The sequence below is a fragment of the Saprospira grandis genome (assembly GCF_027594745.1).
Lineage (GTDB): Bacteria > Bacteroidota > Bacteroidia > Chitinophagales > Saprospiraceae > Saprospira > Saprospira grandis.
Genome location: NZ_CP110854.1, coordinates 2,899,362 through 2,917,677, shown reverse-complemented (window position 1 = coordinate 2,917,677; position 18,316 = coordinate 2,899,362). Strand labels below are relative to the sequence as shown.

General features: G+C 46.7%; 18 protein-coding genes and 1 tRNA gene. 8 read left to right on the top strand and 11 right to left on the bottom strand.

The annotated features are described in order from the left end of the window. The first annotated feature begins 169 nt into the window (after nucleotides 1–169). The 4 genes from smpB to OP864_RS11540 are packed head-to-tail and all read left to right on the top strand — an operon-like array spanning nucleotide 170 to nucleotide 2,615. Nucleotides 170–628 carry an SsrA-binding protein SmpB gene (gene smpB, locus OP864_RS11555; RefSeq protein WP_015693213.1) on the top strand — a complete coding sequence of 153 codons (459 nt, stop codon included), beginning with the start codon at nucleotides 170–172 and terminating at the stop codon, nucleotides 626–628. Further along, entirely contained in the window at nucleotides 621–1,397 is a 777-nt protein-coding gene (locus tag OP864_RS11550) for a M15 family metallopeptidase (RefSeq protein ID WP_270098331.1), read from the top strand. The genes smpB and OP864_RS11550 overlap by 8 nt, the downstream gene beginning before the upstream one ends. A 49-nt stretch (nucleotides 1,398–1,446) precedes the next feature. After that, nucleotides 1,447–1,932, top strand: coding sequence for a hypothetical protein (locus tag OP864_RS11545; RefSeq protein ID WP_270098330.1), 486 nt, complete (start codon nucleotides 1,447–1,449; stop codon nucleotides 1,930–1,932). Between the two features lie 17 nt (nucleotides 1,933–1,949). Further along, nucleotides 1,950–2,615, top strand: coding sequence for a hypothetical protein (locus OP864_RS11540; protein WP_015693210.1), 666 nt, complete (start codon nucleotides 1,950–1,952; stop codon nucleotides 2,613–2,615). A 107-nt stretch (nucleotides 2,616–2,722) separates the two neighbouring features. On the opposite strand, the gene OP864_RS11535 is transcribed toward OP864_RS11540, so the two are convergent. After that, nucleotides 2,723–2,796 (bottom strand) — tRNA-Cys (locus OP864_RS11535). A 75-nt stretch (nucleotides 2,797–2,871) separates the two neighbouring features. Next, the gene (locus tag OP864_RS11530; protein WP_270098329.1) at nucleotides 2,872–3,543 is read right to left on the bottom strand and encodes a DUF6438 domain-containing protein; all 672 of its coding nucleotides are present in this window, start codon (nucleotides 3,541–3,543) and stop codon (nucleotides 2,872–2,874) included. Between the two features lie 108 nt (nucleotides 3,544–3,651). Between OP864_RS11530 and OP864_RS11525 the strand changes: the two genes are divergently transcribed. Next, nucleotides 3,652–4,938, top strand: coding sequence for an HTTM domain-containing protein (locus OP864_RS11525; protein ID WP_270098328.1), 1,287 nt, complete (start codon nucleotides 3,652–3,654; stop codon nucleotides 4,936–4,938). A gap of 204 nt (nucleotides 4,939–5,142) precedes the next feature. Then, nucleotides 5,143–5,997: a mechanosensitive ion channel family protein gene (locus OP864_RS11520; protein WP_270098327.1), complete on the top strand. Its 855-nt coding sequence runs from the start codon at nucleotides 5,143–5,145 to the stop codon at nucleotides 5,995–5,997. On the opposite strand, the gene OP864_RS11515 is transcribed toward OP864_RS11520, so the two are convergent. Next, nucleotides 5,976–7,334, bottom strand: a complete 1,359-nt coding sequence (locus OP864_RS11515) for a leucine-rich repeat domain-containing protein (protein WP_270098326.1) — start codon at nucleotides 7,332–7,334, stop codon at nucleotides 5,976–5,978. The two genes, OP864_RS11520 and OP864_RS11515, sit on opposite strands and share 22 nt — an antisense overlap. Before the next feature lie 167 nt (nucleotides 7,335–7,501). Between OP864_RS11515 and OP864_RS11510 the strand changes: the two genes are divergently transcribed. Together OP864_RS11510 and OP864_RS11505 are read left to right on the top strand one after the other, a co-directional pair. Then, a complete protein-coding gene (locus tag OP864_RS11510) occupies nucleotides 7,502–8,611 on the top strand; it encodes a TFIIB-type zinc ribbon-containing protein (protein ID WP_270098325.1) in 1,110 nt (369 codons plus the stop codon). A gap of 255 nt (nucleotides 8,612–8,866) precedes the next feature. Further along, on the top strand, nucleotides 8,867–9,388 hold the full coding sequence (locus tag OP864_RS11505) for an asparaginase domain-containing protein (RefSeq protein ID WP_270098323.1): 522 nt from the start codon (nucleotides 8,867–8,869) through the stop codon (nucleotides 9,386–9,388). Nucleotides 9,389–9,557: 169 nt separating this feature from the next. Here OP864_RS11505 and OP864_RS11500 read toward each other — a convergent pair whose 3' ends face one another. The 8 genes from OP864_RS11500 to mtaB form a co-directional block, all read right to left on the bottom strand. Next, nucleotides 9,558–10,016 carry a hypothetical protein gene (locus tag OP864_RS11500; RefSeq protein ID WP_270098322.1) on the bottom strand — a complete coding sequence of 153 codons (459 nt, stop codon included), beginning with the start codon at nucleotides 10,014–10,016 and terminating at the stop codon, nucleotides 9,558–9,560. Nucleotides 10,017–10,025: 9 nt separating this feature from the next. Beyond that, nucleotides 10,026–10,475 carry a DUF3592 domain-containing protein gene (locus tag OP864_RS11495; protein ID WP_270098321.1) on the bottom strand — a complete coding sequence of 150 codons (450 nt, stop codon included), beginning with the start codon at nucleotides 10,473–10,475 and terminating at the stop codon, nucleotides 10,026–10,028. 62 nt (nucleotides 10,476–10,537) lie between these two features. After that, nucleotides 10,538–11,569, bottom strand: coding sequence for an AAA family ATPase (locus OP864_RS11490; RefSeq protein WP_270098319.1), 1,032 nt, complete (start codon nucleotides 11,567–11,569; stop codon nucleotides 10,538–10,540). Nucleotides 11,570–11,627: 58 nt separating this feature from the next. Then, the gene (locus OP864_RS11485; RefSeq protein WP_270098318.1) at nucleotides 11,628–12,998 is read right to left on the bottom strand and encodes a DUF4350 family protein; all 1,371 of its coding nucleotides are present in this window, start codon (nucleotides 12,996–12,998) and stop codon (nucleotides 11,628–11,630) included. Beyond that, nucleotides 12,998–13,720, bottom strand: a complete 723-nt coding sequence (locus tag OP864_RS11480) for a hypothetical protein (RefSeq protein WP_270098317.1) — start codon at nucleotides 13,718–13,720, stop codon at nucleotides 12,998–13,000. The genes OP864_RS11485 and OP864_RS11480 overlap by 1 nt, the downstream gene beginning before the upstream one ends. Further along, a complete protein-coding gene (locus tag OP864_RS11475; RefSeq protein WP_270098316.1) occupies nucleotides 13,701–15,575 on the bottom strand; it encodes a stage II sporulation protein M in 1,875 nt (624 codons plus the stop codon). The genes OP864_RS11480 and OP864_RS11475 overlap by 20 nt, the downstream gene beginning before the upstream one ends. 141 nt (nucleotides 15,576–15,716) lie before the next feature. Further along, a complete protein-coding gene (locus tag OP864_RS11470) occupies nucleotides 15,717–16,436 on the bottom strand; it encodes a toxin-antitoxin system YwqK family antitoxin (RefSeq protein ID WP_270098315.1) in 720 nt (239 codons plus the stop codon). 422 nt (nucleotides 16,437–16,858) lie between these two features. Further along, complete coding sequence (mtaB, locus tag OP864_RS11465; RefSeq protein ID WP_270098314.1) at nucleotides 16,859–18,205, bottom strand: tRNA (N(6)-L-threonylcarbamoyladenosine(37)-C(2))-methylthiotransferase MtaB; 1,347 nt, start codon at nucleotides 18,203–18,205, stop codon at nucleotides 16,859–16,861. Between the last annotated feature and the right edge of the window lie 111 nt (nucleotides 18,206–18,316).

Sequence of the window (18,316 nt, the reverse complement as noted above, 5' to 3'; positions counted from 1 at the left end):
TCTTCTGGGTTTTGCAGGCGGCGAAGCCGCCGCAGGCTTAGGGATGGACAGCAGTGGCCCGCAGGGCCAGACCTAGCCGCAAAAGGCGGCGCAGGGCCGAGCGAACAGCGAGCTGCGACACAGCCCGACCCGAGCGAAGCGAGGGGAAGCCCCAAAAAAATAACAACTCATGGAATTTAAGAATAAAATCGAAATCGTCAACCGCAAAGCGCGACATTTATATGAATTTGTGTACACCCTAGAAGTGGGGATTGTATTGCAAGGGACCGAAATTAAGTCTATTCGTCAGGGCAAAGTCAATATGGGCGATGCTTTTTGTCGGGTCGTTGAGGGAGAGCTTTTGTTGGAAAAGCTGCACATTTCGGTTTATGAGCTAGGGACCTACAACAATCATGAGCCTTTGCGGCCTCGTAAGCTCTTGGCCCACAAACAAGAAATTAAGAAATTGCTGGGTCGAGTAAAGGAAAAAGGATTTTCTATTGTACCTTATCGCCTTTATTTAAATGAGCGGGGGAAGGTTAAATTGGAAATTGCCTTGGCCCGTGGTAAAAAGAGTTTTGATAAGCGCGACAGTCTGAAGCAAAAGGACCTCAAGCGTGATATGGACCGCAATTTAAAATATGGATAAGTTTAGCCCTTTTTTACTGCTGAGTTTGCTTTTTTTGCTTGCCTGTCAAGGCGAGGTTGTAGAAGAAAAAGCGGAGCCTAGTTCAGAAGAAAAAACAGACAGTGCTGTATCTCTGGCTCCGGCTGAAGATACAGCATTTTTGTACGCAGAAGCTCGTCGGCTTAGGCAATTAGAAATTCGAGACTCCTTACTTTCTTTAGAGGATAGTGCCTGGGTAGATTTGCAGCAATTGATTCCGCAGGCGGAATATGAAATTCGTTATGCAACGAGCAACAACTTTATGGAATTGCAGGTCTATGATTGTCCGGGCTGTTATACGCGTTTGGCGGTGGCCAAATCCTTAATGAAAGTGCAGCAGAATTTGGATAGTATGGGCCTAAGTCTTAAATTCTTTGATTGCTACCGGCCCTCTTCGGCGCAGTGGGCCCTTTGGAAGAAAACGCCAGACCCTCGTTATGTGCATCCGCCCAAGCAGGGCTCTATGCACAGCCGTGGCAACGCCTTAGATCTCAGTTTGGTGGATAGTTTGGGTCGGGAATTGGATATGGGTACTCCCTTTGATTATTTTGGCAAAGAAGCCTATTGGTCCTATACCCAACATTCGGAAGAAGTGAATAAAAACCGTAAATTGTTGCGGCAGCAGATGCAAGCTGCTGGCTTTTCTACTATTCGGACCGAGTGGTGGCATTTTGTTTATAAAGCCCAACGCTTTCCCTTATCTAATTGGCAATGGTCTTGCCCCACAGATAGTTTGGAGCAAAAGGGCTAAAATGCATAATTCTTGTAGAATTGGCCAAGAACTTAACAAAACGACATTTATGAAACTCTCTTATTTTTTAAGCTTTTGCTTTCTTTTGCTAGCCGTAGCTAGCTGGGCCCAGCCCGATTTGGAAAACCTCAGTCGTGAGGAGAAAAACACCATGCGCAAATGTCCTTTGCACAAAAAGAAGATGAAACTCAGCGATAATTATCGGGCCAACGCCTCTGATTTTCGCCGTAGTGAGGACTATCCATTTGCCTATCAGCTCAATTATCGTCGTTATTGCTCGGTTTGCACCAAGTTGCTGACCAAAGAAGAAAAGCAATTTGCGGCAGAGGAGCGTGCTCGAGGAAACAAGGCCAGCATGCAGCGTTGCACCGTCCACAATAAATTTATGAAGACCAACCCCGAGTTTTCTTCTGTAAAATCGATAAAAGACGAAAAGCGGGATGAGGACATCATCAACGCCAAGCAGTACATGGGCCGTTTTTACTGCCGGGTCTGCTCTAAGGTCTACCGTATTCGCTACAAAGATGAAGAATAACTTTTAATCCCTCTCCTATGAATATTTTTGCCATAATTGCCCTTGTTGTATTACTCTTGATTGCGGGTATTTTCTTTCTGCTTCGCTTTTTGCGCAATGTACAGCCCGATGAAGGCGAGTTAGAAGAAGACTTAGCCAGCCTTAAGGAGGCCATTGCTAGCTTTAAGGGCGGCTTTGTTCCTTGGTCTGCGGGCATTTCTGCCAAAGAGGTAGACCAGGTGGTTGAAAAGAGCAATCAGCGGCAGGGCAAGGGTGTTTTTCTCTCTCCGGAGGGGCAGCCTGTTTTTGCCTATGCTTTTCGCAGCTATATTGGTCCGGGGAAAAACAATTTGGTCTATGTGCTTACGCTAGAGCATGAGTATGTCTTTCGGACCAGCACCAAAGGGACCGAAATTCGGCGAGATGAGCGCCTAGTTGGGCTGCTCCGCCCCAATGGTCAGTTGGTCGACGAGCGAGGCCGAGATATTGGCCGTTTGGAGCGGCGCAATGCCATTAGTGAAAGTCGCTTTTATCTAAAAGAAGAGAATAGCGAAAGAGAGCTGGCCAAAATTGCCCTACCCGATAATATTGGTAAGATAGAAGCCGTAGAAATCACGGGCATGCTTTCGGCGGAGCAAGAACAGCAGCTCAAGGCGGTGGCCAGCTATGAGCTGGTTGAGAACTTGGGCCTCTTTGCTAAATAGCGAGCCGTTAAAGCGAAAAGGGCAGCTGGAAACTCCAGCTGCCCTTTTTTTTGGCCCAACTGCCCTAGGGGCAAAAAAAAAGCAGCCAGCAAAAATGCTAACTGCTTTGGAGGTCGCGGGCGGATTCGAACCGCCGTACAAGGTTTTGCAGACCTCTACCTAGCCACTCGGCCACGCGACCTTTTTAAGGGTATACTTCTCTGTCGAAGCGATTGCAAATATAGGGCAGGGCTTTGGATTATCCAAATCTTTTTGTCTAAAAAATGGTTTTCATAGGGAAATCAAAGCTAGCTTTGGCTAGTGAATCGATACTTTTCTCCAACTGAATCAAGCCTTTAGGGGCATCGTGATAATCTAAAATTATTTTTTGTCCTTGGGGCAATTTTAGTGAAATGGCCTTAAAGGGGAAGCCCTCTAGGGGTTCTTCTCCTTGGGGGTAATACCGTTGCCAGGTTTCAAAAGCGGGGGTCCAATTGGCCAATAAGGTCTGCAATTTTTTGGGGTCTATTTTGCATTCTCTTTTGCCCATGGGCTCGGCAAAGGCGAGGCCTTCATAGAGAACATCTCCATTCGCCCAAAAATAGAGGTGATATTGTGGACATTCTCCGTAGCAGGGGCCGGTCATAAAGCTAATTAGGGGTTGGTTATTGTTCAGGCTGCTGGGCAGAAGGCCCTTACCAAATTGGCTGCCCAAGCCGGTTTCTTGCTCTATCTTTATTCTTCCCTCTCGAGATCGGCGGTAAGCCTCCATTTGCAGGGCAGAATCGGCCGATGGTTTGGCGGCTATGGCTGCTTTTCGGAGCCTCCTGATCTCTGCCTGTTCATCGGCTTGGCGGAGTCGTTCTTGCCAGGCACGTTCTTCTTTTCGGTGTTGGCAGGCCAAGAGTAAAAAAAGAGCTAAGCATAGGATTGGATAATGTGCTTTCATCTGCTAATTTTGGGCTAAAGATAATGATTTTTTTGAGGCTTATTATTTTTTGGGGTTTGCTGCTCAATCAGGCTTTTGCCCTTTATTCTCCACAAGCTTTAGCGTTCTATGAAAAAGGTCCAACACTACTTGGGACAAGCCATTGATATTCGTTCTTTAGTGCTTTTGCGCATTCTTTTTGGCGGCATTGGCGCCTATGGCTTCATCAGCTCCTGGATGAAGGGAGAAGCGGCGGAGCGTTTTCAGGGCTTGGCCTATCGCTTTAGTTGGTCGGGCTATACCCTTCCCTCTTTGGGCGATGCGGCCATTCCCTACATCTATCTTTTTGGGCTATTGGGGGCTATTGGGATCAGTTTGGGGGCTTACTATCGTTTTTCGGTGCTTTTATTTGCCTGTTGCTTTGGGTACTTACATCGTTTAGATGCTAGCAATTTTATCAATCATTACTACTTGATTGAGTTATTGGCCTTATTTTTCTTTTTTGCGCCTGCGCATCGCAACAGCAGTTGGGATGCCTATCGGCGGCCCAAGATACGGCTAGAGCAGCATCCTTTCTTTTGGCTTTTTTGCTTGCGCTTACAAATTGCGCTGGTTTATTTTTTTGCGGGTTGGGCCAAATTGAGTGTAGATTGGTGGGCTGGGCGGCCCTTGCGCATTTGGCTGCTACAGGTCCAGGATACGCCCTTGATTGGGCATTTTTTGGCCTTAGCCGAAACGGCTGTTTGGGGAGGGCGTTTGGCGGCCTGCTACGACCTGAGCATCTTCATTTGGTTGAGTTGGAGTAGAACGAGGCCTTGGGCTTATTTGGGAGTGCTCATTTTTCATGGGCTCACGGGCTATCTGTTTAACATTGGACTTTTTCCGCCCTTGATGATTGGGATGACCCTAGCTTTTTTTCCGCCTAAAAGTTGGAAAAAGCTGCCCCTTCCTTATTTTAAGGGAGGCGAAACGGCTTATAAAAGCTGGTTTGGGCCTATTTTGCTGCTTTATTTTGCTTGGCAATTTATTTTACCCTTGCGACATCATTTCTTTGGGGCCAAAGATATTATTTGGTCGCAGCGTTATTATCGTTATGGTTGGCGGGTAATGTTAGTAGAGCATCAGGGGCAAGTGCGTTTTGAATTGGCGGACAAAAAAGGGAATCGATGGGAGGTATCGGCTAGTGAATACCTCAAGCCCTATCAGATAAAGCGGATGAGCGTACAGCCCGAGGCGATTCGGGAGTTTGCTGTATTTTTGGCCCAGCAAGAGGCCGAAGAAGGGCAAAAACTGGCGGTATATGTAGACGCTTTTGTCAGTTTAAACGCTCGGCCGAGTCAAAGAATTATTGATCCCGAAGTCAATTTGGTCCAAGCGGCCCCATTTGGGCCCTGGCTGCTCCCTTTGGCGAACTAAAGTGGGCCAAGGGCTGTTTTTAGGCGGCGCAGCCGCCGCAAAGGAGCGAAGCGACGCGGCCTAGGGATGGTAACGGGTGGCCGTCAGGCCAGACCCAGGCGCTGCAAGCGCCGCAGGGCCGAGCAGAACTGCGAGCCCGTGCACAGCCCGGCCGCCGAAGGCGGCAGGCCCCAAAAAATTAGGATAGAACAAGAAAAAAGAACAATGAAAATTTTATTACAACTAGTAGGCTGGTTAGTCTTTATTGGCCTTTGGTTTTTGGTAGAAACGGAATGGTTAAATTTGGTCAAAGCGCCTTTTTTGCGCTACCTCAATAGCTTTGCGGGCTTCTACTTCTTTTTTATGGGCTTTAGTAGCCTGATGCAATTTTTGCAATACATTTATCGGAGGCGGAAAAAGCTGGGGGCCGAGCAGAAAGACAACATTATTGCCGGCAGCCACAACATTTACTATTTGGTGATGCTCTTGGCCCTATTCATGACTATTTTGAGTCTGTTTGGGATCAATTTGAGTAGTTTATTGACCTCCATTAGTATTTTTGCGGCCGCCTTGGCCATTTTGAGTAAGGACTACATCTCGAACATTATTAGTGGGATGATGATTGCCTTTTCGAATGAGGTGGACCTGGGCGATGTGGTTAAAATTGGGGAGCAGAAGGGCAAAGTGATGAGTTTGAGCTTGTCAAAGCTGCTCATTTTGAATGATGATGACGACCTGATTTACATCCCAAACAACACTGTTTTTCTGAGTGAAATCGTCAACTATACCAAGCGAGACATCAAGAAAACCAGCATTGAATTTGAGATGGATTTGCAGTATGTTCGGCGCATACCGAACCTAGAGCAAGACCTGATTACGGCCATTGCGAACTATCATGAGTGGATACAAGAAGACAGCTTCATCCTGAAAGTGGAAGAGCTAAAAAAAGATGCCGTCATATTTAAATTTCAGTACATTTTGAAGGAGCCGAATCGCAAATTAGAGCAAGACATTCGCCGTTTGATGATTCGTCATATTGTTCATATTGTCAAAGAGCATCAGAACAATGTTACGCCATAAATGAGGGCGATAATGAGGAGAAGCACAACGCCTAATCCAGGCAGCATACAACCTTTGGGGCTATGGCTGGGCCCTTCTTCATTTTCTTGGGCCGTAGGATGGTGAGAAAAGGCCTCTTGTTCGGCTTCCTCTTGGGGTTCTCCATTGGCCAGGGGCGTACCTTCAATATCGAGTTGCTCCAACTTATGCTTGAGTCTTCTGGGCAAGCTTTTGATCTGCGTATGGGCGGCAAACAAGCGTTGTAGGTTGGGCAAATCGACTAGGCTATCGGGCAATTGCTCGATAGGATTACTCTCGATATGCAAAATCTCTAGGGCGCGGAGAGCGTCTAGAATGAGCGGCAGGCGGTCCAGATCATTGCCTTGCAAATAGGCCATTTTCAGGCGGCCAAGGCGGGCAAAATCAGAAGGGAGGTGTTGGAGCTGGTTATGTTCTAGATGGAGCAGCTCCAAAGAGGCCAGGCCTTCCAACTTGGGCAGATGTTGGAGGGCATTTTCTTTCAGGTTGAGTTGTTTGAGGCTAGCTAGGCGGTCTAGGCTATCGGGCAACTCTTGCAGTTCATTTTGGGCCAACTGCAAAAGCTCTAGGCTACGGAGCTGGCCTAATTGGGCAGGCAGATGGCGGAGCTGATTATTTTGCAGCCAGAGATTTTGCAAGGCAAAAAGAGAGCAAATACTTTCGGGCAACTGCTGCAGCAAGCAATTTTGGAGCTGTAGGGTTTGCAGCTTAGTAAGTTGGCCAATATTGACCCAAATCTGGCCAATAGGATTATCGTTGAGGGCCAAAAAGCTCAGATTGGGCAGCTGCTCCTCCTCCAAATTGGGCAGACTACTTATATTATTATGGCTAAGATCTAGGCGTTGCAGGCTAGACAGGCCCAAAATAGCAGCGGGCAAAGCCTTGAGCTGGTTATTGGAAAGCTGCAGCAACTCCAAACGACTATGGGCCAGAAAATCGGCCGAGAGAGCTGAAATCTGATTATTTTCTAGATAAACCTCCTTAAGATTACTCCATTCATTGAGCCAAGTAGGCAGGGCCGTCAGTTCATTATTGCGAAGGTCCAAAACCTCTACATAACGCAAATTAGCGAGAACAGCCGGCAGGCTGCTCAACTCTCGCTCCGATAAATCTAACTCTCGGATAGCATAGCAAGCCGCCACCTCCTCATGCTGTTCGGCATAATAAGGCAGGGGAATATATTGCCGAAGTTCGGCATATTCCTGTTCCCAGGGTTTTAGATTGAAGCCTTGGGCGCGGGCGCGCAAAAGGGCCATCTCCACCTGTTCGGGTTTGGCGGAGCGAAGTTTTTTCCAGAGCTGCTCGGTTAGAGGTTGCATGATCACGATTTTTGGAGCCAAAACAAGCGCCAAAATAAGGATTCTTCAACGAGCTACCAATATTTATCGCCTGTTTTCTTTTTTCCTTTTTTAGGGTTTACTTTTCCGTTATAAATAAGTATATTGCTTATGTAGACCCTTTTAAGTAATTACCAAACAACAGAGATATGTTAGCAGAAAACGACGACATTCGGAATAGCATCCTCAAGTTGCCCTGCCCAACCTGCGGCAACCAATTGAGCTATTCGGCAGAAAAACAGCTCATTAGCTGTGGGCACTGTGGTTTTTCTAAAGATTTTGACAAGGCCAACGACCTTGTTCGGGAGCAATCTTTGGCCCGAGCGGCCAGCCAGCAAAACCAATATAAGCCCAAAGATTTGGGCAAAAAAGTCATGAATTGTGGGGGCTGTGGGGCCCAACTCATGGTCGATAGCAGTGAGGTTTCGCTGCGTTGCAATTTTTGTGGCTCGGAAAAAGTGAATGAAAAGGCTTTTGAGCAAAACCTCATTCAGCCGCAGGGCATCTTGCCTTTTGTGGTCACAAAACGGCAGGCCAGCGAGAAATTTAAGGACTGGATTAAAAAAGGCTGGTTTCATCCCAACAAGCTGAAAAAACTGGCTGCACTGGGCGATGTGCATGGCATTTATGTCCCTTTTTGGACCTTTGACGCCCAGACCTACACCGAATGGCAGGGGCAGGCGGGTTATCATTATTATGAAAACCAAACGGTTTATGAAAATGGCGAGCAAAAAACCAAACGGGTACGTAAAACCCGCTGGGAATGGAAGTCGGGCCGTTTTCGCCAACCCTTTGACGATGTTTTGGTGGTGGCCTCTAAGGGCTTGCCCGAAAAAATCATCGAGCGCATTTTTCCTTATCGCCTAGAAGAGACCATCAACTACCAAAATGAATTGGTGGTCGGTTGGGAGTCTGAAATTTATAGCGTAGATGTGCAGCAGGGCTACCAAAAGGCCGAGCAGAAAATGATGGAGGACCTTCGCAATCGAGCCCGCCGAGAGTTGGGCGGCGATGAACAGCGCAGTTTGACGGTAGACAGCGACTTTTTCGAGCAGACCTTCAAGCATCTGATTTTGCCGGTTTGGCTCTGCAGTTATCAGTACAATGGCAAGTCCTATCAGTTTGCCGTGAATGGGCAAACGGGCCGCATTAATGGCGAAAAACCCATTTCTACCATCAAGGTGATTATTACGGTTTTGATTGTTGTGGCCATTATTGGGCTCATTATTTTCTTGTCTTCTGGAGGCGAGGGAAATTAGGATTTTTTGGGGCTGCCCCGCCCTGCGGGCGGGTCGCTCCCCTCTGGGCTCGCAGGTCTGCTCGGCCCTTCAGCGCTACGCGCTTCGGTCTGGCCCTGCGGGCCACCCGCCGGGCAGCTCAGCCTGCGGCCCTTCGGGCCTGCAAAACGCAAAAAACGGCCCTAGCCTTTTCTAAATATGCAGGGATATGGCTATCATTGCGAAGCTCCTTTTTTTGAATAAAAAAGGAGCTTTACTTTTTAAACCACAGCGAGCATGAAAAAGAACAAAAGCATTTTGGCCCTAGTAACGGGGGGCACCTTTGACAAGGAGTACGATATGATTACGGGCAAGCTCTTTTTTAAAGACACCCACCTTTCGGAGATTTTCAAGCGGGGGCGGGCCACCTTAGACATTAAGGTGCGCACCTTAATGATGGTTGATAGTTTAGAGATGACGGATTTGGACCGAGACATTATTATTAAGCATTGTCAGAGTACCGAGGAGCAGCAAATTTTGATTACCCATGGCACCGATACTATGGAAGTTACGGCTGCCGCCCTTGCCAGGGCTGGAAAAATTGAGGGGAAAACCATTGTTTTATTGGGGGCCATGATTCCCTACACCTTTGGCATGTCTTCCGATGGGTTTTTCAATTTGGGCAGTGCAATTGCCTTTGTGCAAACCCTGCCTCCTGGGGTTTATATTGCCATGCATGGCGAGTACTTCAATTGGGACAATGTGCGCAAGAACCGCTCTACGGGTTACTTTGAAACCACCAAGGACAAAAAGCATTAGCGGGCCGGAGATCTTTGTTGGGCGGGAACAAAAGAGTGGAGCGGATGAGCGCTGCGGAGCGGGTGCCCCGAAGGGGCAGACCAAAGGCAGGCGCAGCCTGCCTGCAGGGCCGAGCAGACTTGCGAGCCCCGCAGCATAGCGACCCGCCCGAAGGGCGGGACAGCCCCTATTATAAATACTGATACAGATAGAGGTAAATAACTATACACAAGGCAGTTAAAAGCTTAAAAAAGGGGGCTAGGCGCTGATCTTCATATAGTAAATAAAGGGGAATGGCCTCCTTGGGCTTTTTGGGAAAATAGATTAGTTCTAGGCTATCTTCGACATAAAAAAACTGCTTTTCATCGACGCTAGTAAAATTGGGATAAGTAAGATCGATGCTTGCGCCAAAGTCTAAATAGAGGCGATACGTTCCACCAGTGATTGTAAATCGGTCACCATTTGAATCGGTATAATTCAGGCGGGGTTTATGGATACATTTGGCCCATTTTCGGAGGCCTTCTTTCTCTAGGCGTTGTCGTTCGCCCATGCTTTTTGCCCTACAGGTCCAGATCAAAGAAAGGGGAAAAAAGAGGAGCATCCAGATCAGGAATCGGCGAAAGATAGAGCGGCTCAGGGGGCTTTTCATGAGGGGGGATTAAGACGTTCTGAGAAAAGCGACGTACAAAAATAGGCCCAGCATAAAGGTAGTCCCCAAAATAATGACGCTAAACATAACGGCATCTTGATAAATCATTTCGAAGGTATTGGGGACGGCTAAATTGGGTCGACCTTTTTCATGAACCATTTCGACAGATTGGCCCTCATAATAATAGGTCTGCATATTTTCGACTTTGCGTTTATAAATTCGGCCATTTTTGTCTTTGTACTCAAAAGTAGCGCTATAGCTGATCGACTGATCGCCATCATCGTCATAGCTAGTATGAGTTTGGACGCTGACCACCTTTGCATTGACCTTTTGGCCATGTAACTGCAATTGTTGTCCTTCATAAATCGTTTTTAGCTGAAGACTAAGCAAATAGCTCGGCAGCAAAAGGAGGAGCCAAAAGCCGAAGCGTTTGGCTAAATTAGAAGAAAAGCTACGCATATCGAAAAAGTAATAATGGGGCCTAGGGCCCCATTATTTTTTATTATTATCATCAAAAAAAATTAGCGAGGCACCTCGACCTTAGCGATAATATCGGCGACTACATCACTAATCTGCATCCCCTCCATTTCTCTTTCGGGGGTAAGGATAATTCGGTGATTGAGGACCGGATAAGCCACATATTGGATATCATCGGGAGTAACAAATCCGCGGCCATTCATGGCGGCTAGGGCCTTGGCCGTTTGCATAATGGCCAAAGAGGCCCGAGGCGAAGCGCCCAAGAAAAGGTCGGCATGAGAGCGGCTACGGTGGACCAATTCAGCGATATAATCGAGTAATTCGGTTTTGATATGGACCTGTTCGATAATCTCTTGGCACTCTTGAATATCTTGAGCGGAGAGGACTGCTTTAACATCTGCCGCTTGGCGCTTCGTGAAGTCATCTTTAAAGCGGTAGAGAATCTGTTGTTCTTCTTTCAGAGAGGGATATTCTAGAAGAATGCGGAAGAGGAAGCGGTCCAATTGGGCCTCGGGCAGCTTATAGGTTCCTTCTTGCTCGATAGGGTTTTGGGTAGCGAGGACCATAAAGGGGAAATTCATCTTATAGGTCTTTCCGTCTACAGAAATTTGTTTTTCCTCCATCACCTCAAAGAGCGAGGCTTGAGTTTTGGCTGGTGCTCGGTTAATTTCATCGATAAGGACCAAATTGGAGAAAATGGGTCCTTGCGTAAAGACAAAATCTGAAGATTTCATATTAAAAATCGTCGTACCGGTTACATCCGAGGGCATGAGGTCTGGAGTAAACTGAATCCGGTTAAAGTCCACCTTCATACTTTGGGCCAAGAGCTTGGCGGTAAGTGTTTTGGCGATACCGGGCACCCCTTCTAGCAGCACATGTCCACCAGAAAAAAGTGCGATGAGGATGAGATCAATCATTTCATCTTGTCCGATAATTACTTTTTGGACCTCTTGTTTTACTTTTTGGACAGCCTCTTGAATCTTCAGGCTTTGGCTATCGTCTTGTTCCCAGCTTTGCATGCTAGGGCTATGTTCTTCCTCTTTAGCGGGTTGTTCTTGTTCTGGAAATTCTTGCATATTTAGTTCTTAAGTTATGGACTTAGGAGATGAGTAAAATGGGCAATTATCTTTTGGTTTAGGCCGAGGGTTGTTTTCTTCGGGCTTCTTCTGCTTCATAGAATTTTTGGACCAGCAGATAAAAATTATTGAGTGTTTCTGGCGACATCGTCACATTGGGTTTTGCCAACTGAGAAGAAAGGCTATTATATCGTTCTAGAATTTCTTCAATAATTTTATAGTCCACTTCGCTACGTTGTGCGATTTGTTGAGCGGCTAGGTTATCCCAATCTTTAATATTGAGGCCATATCGTTTTCTGAGGTGGCCATGGAAGATTTGCATAATCTTCTCGAAAATCAGTCCATGGCTTTGTCGTTGGAAATAGAGTCGGCTAATTGTTTTGACAAATCCCAAAGAGGTATTATGATTTTTGGGCAGGACCTCAATTTGTTGCTGTCTTCTTTTGGCGCCAAAAAGGGCATAGCTAAAGGCGCCAGCTACGAGCAGCAGCCAAGCCCATCGCAAGGCAGGTTGAGAAAAGACATACTCCATTGGGGTTGGGGGTTTGTCATATCGTTGTGGGCTTCGGGGGTATTCGTAGGGTCTGGGGGTTGTACTTGCGTAATCCCAGATAATTTTTTTGGCTGAAAAGGGTTCTAATAGGCGTTGAAGATAATTATAGCCTACAGTTCCATTTGTTTTTTGCGAGAGATAGAGATTGGTCAGCATAATCGGGTTGCTGTGCCAATAGAGGCGCCCCTCTCCTACTTCCATAGCAAAAAGATAGGGATAGCGCATATCGCTTATGCCACCCTCTAGTTGGTAGAAGCCAGCTTCGACAACGGCGGGTTCATCGCCTGGGCAGATATTATAATCGGGGATGTAGGTCCAGTAATACTCTCCAGTATCCTTGACGCCTGTTTTATAGGCAAAGGGATAAAGTTCTGCATTTTCGCCGTCGTCATATTCATCGGCATAAAAGCCGGCTAGCACTTGCTTGCTGCTCATGCTACTGTGGCGATAGTCGGTAGCCAGGCTATAAAAGCAATGATAGCTTTCAAAGAGGGTATAAAACAAGCTATCAGAGGGTTCGATCGCCACAATCAGGGCGTTTCCTCCGGCTTCCAAAAAGGCTTTTAGTTTTTCGGCATCTTGGGCAGAGTAGTAGGGTTCTCCGGCGCCAATAAAAACATAAAGGCTATTTTCTGCATTGGCGGTAGACAGCTGTTCTTCTATGCGTTTATTTTCATAGCGTTCAAAGCTATCCACGCTTGTTTTAAGGAGTTCTTCTAGCAGTTTAAAATCATAGGGTTCTGTTTCGGCATGCTCCATACTGGGCCACCATTGGTACTTTACTTCTCTAGAAGAGGCAAAGAAGTAGGCTAGAACGCCCAGCAGCAAGACAGCAATAACAATATAGAGCAGGCTCGAATTTTTCTTTTGTTCCATTAGGCATTCGTCTTTTGTTGCTTAGCCTTAGGCGCGCTTGCCTTTTGCAGCATATCATCAAATAGGGGGCGGATGCGACTAAACTCTGTTCGGTCTAATTTTGCGCCCTTAGCGAACCAGAAATACTCATAAATTCGGGTTACTTTTTGGAGCAAAGGGCGGGCGGGATGCGACCAGATTTCTCGGATATAAGCTCCATTTGTTTTTTCCTTCTTCCAGACAATATGTCCGGCATGCAACAAGGCCTGCAAAATGCTCAAATAGTAGAGGCGGAGGGCCAAAGAATAGTTTTCGGCCTGTACGGCATCCTCCAAAGGCGTTTTAATATTGGCCTCTTCCAGGTTATCTTCTATCTCTTCTAGGAGATAAGCCTCATCTTTACTAATTTTTTGGTTGGCGCCTAAAAGGCCACCCCCCACTAGGCGGAAGACGATAAATACCAATAAACCAATCACTACTGCAAAGAGACTGTACTTTAAGACGTTTTTGGTAGAGGCGGACATAGAGGGGCTTTTCTCAGGACTATCTGCATATAGCTCATCCTCAGGCTCCTCTTCTTCTGCTTCTTCTTTTACCTTTTCTTTATTATAGTCGTATTGCTTAGAAATTCGCTCCCAATCGGCTCGATCTAGATCCTGTGCTTGTCCAAAATTGGGACTTAGGCAAAAGAAAGCCCCCAAAAGCAATAGGCGATACAGCCAGCTACTCCCTTTCCATTCCATAACTTTTCTTTTGCTGGCCCAATTGGCCAATATGATCAAATAAATCTTCTGCGGCCACGGTCTGCTTATAGCTTCGCTCGCCAATGCTCATCACCAAAAAGACCAAGGGGAACATAAAGCAGAGCGAAAAGGCATGCAAAAAGAGATTAAAACTGGTATAGTAGAGCTGTGCCCCCTCCTCAGAGATAGGCAGTAGCGTCATAAAAGAGTTAAAGTAAAAATCGACCAAGGGAGCTGTTGTGAGAAAAAGAAAAATAAAGCTCATCAGTACGCCCACTACATAGTTCCCCATCATCGAGAGGTAGTTTTTGCCCAAATGCTTAAACCAAAGCGGAATGCTCACAATCAGGTTCTTCTGCTCATTATAACTAACCGCTAAGCCATGGGCCAAAATGGGAATAACAAAGAGCAGATAAAGGAAAATCATGATGTAGTAGTCCTCATTGCCATAACTAATAAACAAGAAGTTCATTAGGGCACTTGCTAATAAAGCATTGGGATATAGCAAGGCATGTTTGGCCCAACTCATTGGCCCATTGGCCTTAGCCGAAACGCCAGAAAGTGCAATGTGCAAAATAACCGACATGGCCCCAACATTGAGCAACCAACGTAGCCCCAATTCTTCTAAAAATAAAAATTGAGCAATATGGTAACCCGTATAGGCCAATGCCTCGAAAAATGAGAATAGGAATCCAGCCTGATGAAACTCAAAGTAGTACTCCATCTTAATACTCACAGCCGTATAAACAAAGGCCATAGCCGCCGAGCCCAAAGCCAAACGAAGCAGTTGCTGACGATATAGCTTGAAGGCATCCATAAATACTTGGCCCTGATTCTTAATCATTTTGAGGTTGATCGGAACCTCCTTGGCCACCGGCAACTCTAGCTCACCTTCCTCCGCCGTCTGCTGTCGACGACCCACCCGCCAAGGGTACCAAACAAAGTAGCCCCCCATAAATACAAAAGAGGCAATAATCAAAATGGCCCGAACCACATAAGAGGCATCGCTATAACGAGTGATATAGCCCTCAATAAAGGCCGCCAATATAATCAAAGGCACAATGGCCATATAGATACTCAAGGCCCGCCTAGCCGCCAATTGCAAGGATTGCAAGCGACTGTAGGTACCCGGAAACAATAAGGCCCGACCCAAATGTAGGCCTGCCGCTCCAGCAATGATAATACAAGAAATTTCTACGGCCCCATGCAGCCAAATGGTCAGGATAGAGTCCCAATAAATGCCCTCCCGAATAAATAAAAACTGAAAAGCACCCACCATAATCCCATTCTGAATGAGAATGTAGATGGTCCCCACACCAAAAAGTAATCCCAGTATAAAGGTCCCAAAAGCTACCCGCAGGTTGTTCCAAGCAATCCGCATAAACATGCCCGTCTGATCCTCATCCTGATAGACAGACATCGGCTCGCCCTTACGAATGTTTTCATAGGTCATCTCAACATAACCATCACCCAAAATGACTCGGGGAAAATCAGGGTCCATAATCGATGAGAATACCCCAATGCCCACCGCCAAAATAAAGATGGCAAAAGACAATAGAAAATCAACTCTAGACTCATAAATGAGCTGAGGCAGGTCCTTGGACCAAAACTGTAGAAATCGCTTCCAGCGACTCTTCCGGTTCTTATAAATGCTGTCAAATACAGCCTGCGATATATTGTTGAGGTATACCCGCACCGAACGGTTGGGGTAAAAGGTCCGAGAATAAGATAAGTCATCGGTCAACTCCGTAAATAGCTCACTCAGCTTTTCAGGGTCTTGGTCCTTAGAAGCCAATACTTCCTCAAACTCTATCCACTTGTCCTTATTCTTTTCTATAAATTTAGTCTCACGCATGAGGGGGATATTTGTAATACAAAAGACAGTAAAGCCAATTGCTTTCTGTTTAGGTTCTTAAAGCTAACTATTTTTTTTGCCTTATTCAATGAACCCTTCTAAAAACAATAAGGCCAGCAGCCATAAGCCCTAACCTTCCCCTCAATTTCCCCCCATGTTGCGCTCCGTCAATTCCCCTTTATGGTAGTATTCTACCTTTTCCAAAACTCCCGACTCATTATAAAATTTCCACTCACCATGACGCAAGTCGCCCTCCCAGGCCTGTATAAATTCCCCGCTTTCCATGCTCCCCTGCTCTTCCCAATAGTCTTCATAACTGCGGTCCTTGATACCCGGCCACCAATAGTCGCCCTCGCTCTTGATCTTCCCATTAGTATGATAGCTCTTCCACTTCCCTATCCGAGCCTCTAGCTGCTGCTCCACAATCTGACCCGATACAATCATCTGGGTCTTGCGACTCATAAAACGCCCCTCTTCTCGCAAACGCCCCGAGGGATAGTAAAACTTGGCCGCCCCATTCAAGCCGCCATCTTTATAATGTAGTTCACTGGACATGTTTCCGCCCGAATGCCAACTCTTCCACTGCCCCGTCGCTCGCCCATAACGGTCATAGGTCCCTATCCGCTTCCGACTCCCATCACTATAGTAGCTTTTGTACTGCCCAATGATTTTCCCGCTCTGTATATACACTTCCTCTACTAAGGTGTCTGCATTGTACATCTTGCGCAAAAATAAACTGTCGCCCCCCTTTACAGATACTAAGCTGTATTCGCTCGTCAAGGCCAATCGACTGCTGTCGCTCTGTGCCCCCAAATAATAGGGCAAGACCAAAAAACACACTAAAATATACTTATACATCATACTTTTTTTACTCACAACTGCAGGAAACTAAGCCCTGCACTCAATTTGATAATTTACTTTTTCCTCATCCACTAAACGTAAAAATAAATGTCTTCGCCTCTTCTTAAGCGCAATAAGATGGCCAGTTATTTTCTCCATCCAGCCAACTGGCCCAAAAGTTATGCTATTCTGCTGCTGTTTTCTTTTTGATTTGGGGCTGCCCCGCCCTGCGGGCGGGTCGGGCTGTCTCGCAGCTCGCTATTCGCTCGGCCCTGCGCAAAATTTCGCTACGCTCATTTTGCTCGGTCTGCGGCTTCGCCGCCCTGCTGCCCATCCCTCAGCCTGCGGCCCTCCGGGCCTGTCCCATCCAAAATTGGCCCACGCAAAAAAAATGGCTAGCCGTAAATTACGACTAGCCATTTAGCAATATGGATCCAAAGCTATTAGGCGGGAAGTAGTTCTGCCTCTACCACCAATTCATCGGCTAGGTATTCCTCTTTCTTCAATTTAATCGGCTGCAAGCTGTTGATCCACTCTTCTTTATAAGGCAAGGCCACTTTGACGTAGTTGCGGGTAAACCCAAACATTTTTCCCTCTTGCTCCTTGGCCTCCAATAGGACCAGCTCTTCCTGCCCCAATTGCTGCTGATAAAAGGCCAGTTTCTTTTTCTCCGACAAAATCCGAAGCATCTCGTTGCGCTCTCTGCGAATATGCATGGGCACTTTGCCCTCCATCTCCGCCGCAGGCGTATTGGCCCGCTCCGAATAGGTAAAAACATGCAAATAAGAAACAGGCAAACTCCGAATAAATTCATAGGTCTCCTTAAAGTCTTCATCCGTCTCTCCCGGAAAACCCACAATGACATCTACCCCAATACAAGCCTGAGGCATTTTCTCCCGAATCCAAGCCACTCGCTGCGCATACAATTCTCTTTTGTACCGACGACGCATCGCCTTGAGCTGCTTGTTGTTGCCCGATTGTAAGGGAACATGAAAATGTGGCAAAAACCGCTTAGATTGGGCCACAAAGTCAATAATTTCTTCGGTCAAAAGATTGGGCTCTATAGAAGAAATCCGAAAACGATCAATGCCCTCTACTTGGTCCAATTCCTTGATCAAATCAATAAATAAGGCCTCTTTTTTAGGCTTCATCCCCTCAATGACCTCAGTGCCATTCCCAAAATCCCCTAAATTCACCCCCGTGAGCACAATTTCCTTAATGCCCATCTCGGCAATTTTATGCGCATTGGCCACGGCCTGCGCTACCGTATCGCTGCGGCTCTTTCCTCTAGCCTGCGGAATCGTACAAAATGAGCATTTATAATTACAACCATCCTGCACCTTCAAAAAAGAACGAGTGCGGTCGCCAAAAGAAAATGAATCTATAAATTCATTGGCTTCTTGTACTTCTCCCGCATAAACCATCCCTTTTTCGGGCGCCTTGCTCAAATCATTCACATAATCGAGAATCCGAAACTTTTGGGCGGCTCCAAGGACCAAATCCACCCCCGGAATATCGGCAATTTCCTGCGGCTTGAGCTGCGCATAACAACCAATGACCACCACAAAGGCATGCGGCGCCTTGCGCAAAGCAGAACGCACCACCTTCCGACACTTTTTATCCGCAAAGTCGGTCACCGAACAGGTGTTGATGACATAAATATCAGCCCCCTCATTAAAGGGAACTTCGCCATAGCCCGCCTCTTCAAAAAGACGGCCAATGCTAGACGTTTCAGAGTAGTTGAGTTTGCAGCCTAAGGTATAAAAGGCTACAGTTCTTGGAGTTGCCAAACTGCAAATGTTTTATAATCTTCCAATGAAATCAAAAGGACTTGCCTTTTGGGCCCCGCTCTTTGCCGCAGGGCCAAGCGCAAAGATACATAAGTAGAGCAAAACGGCCAA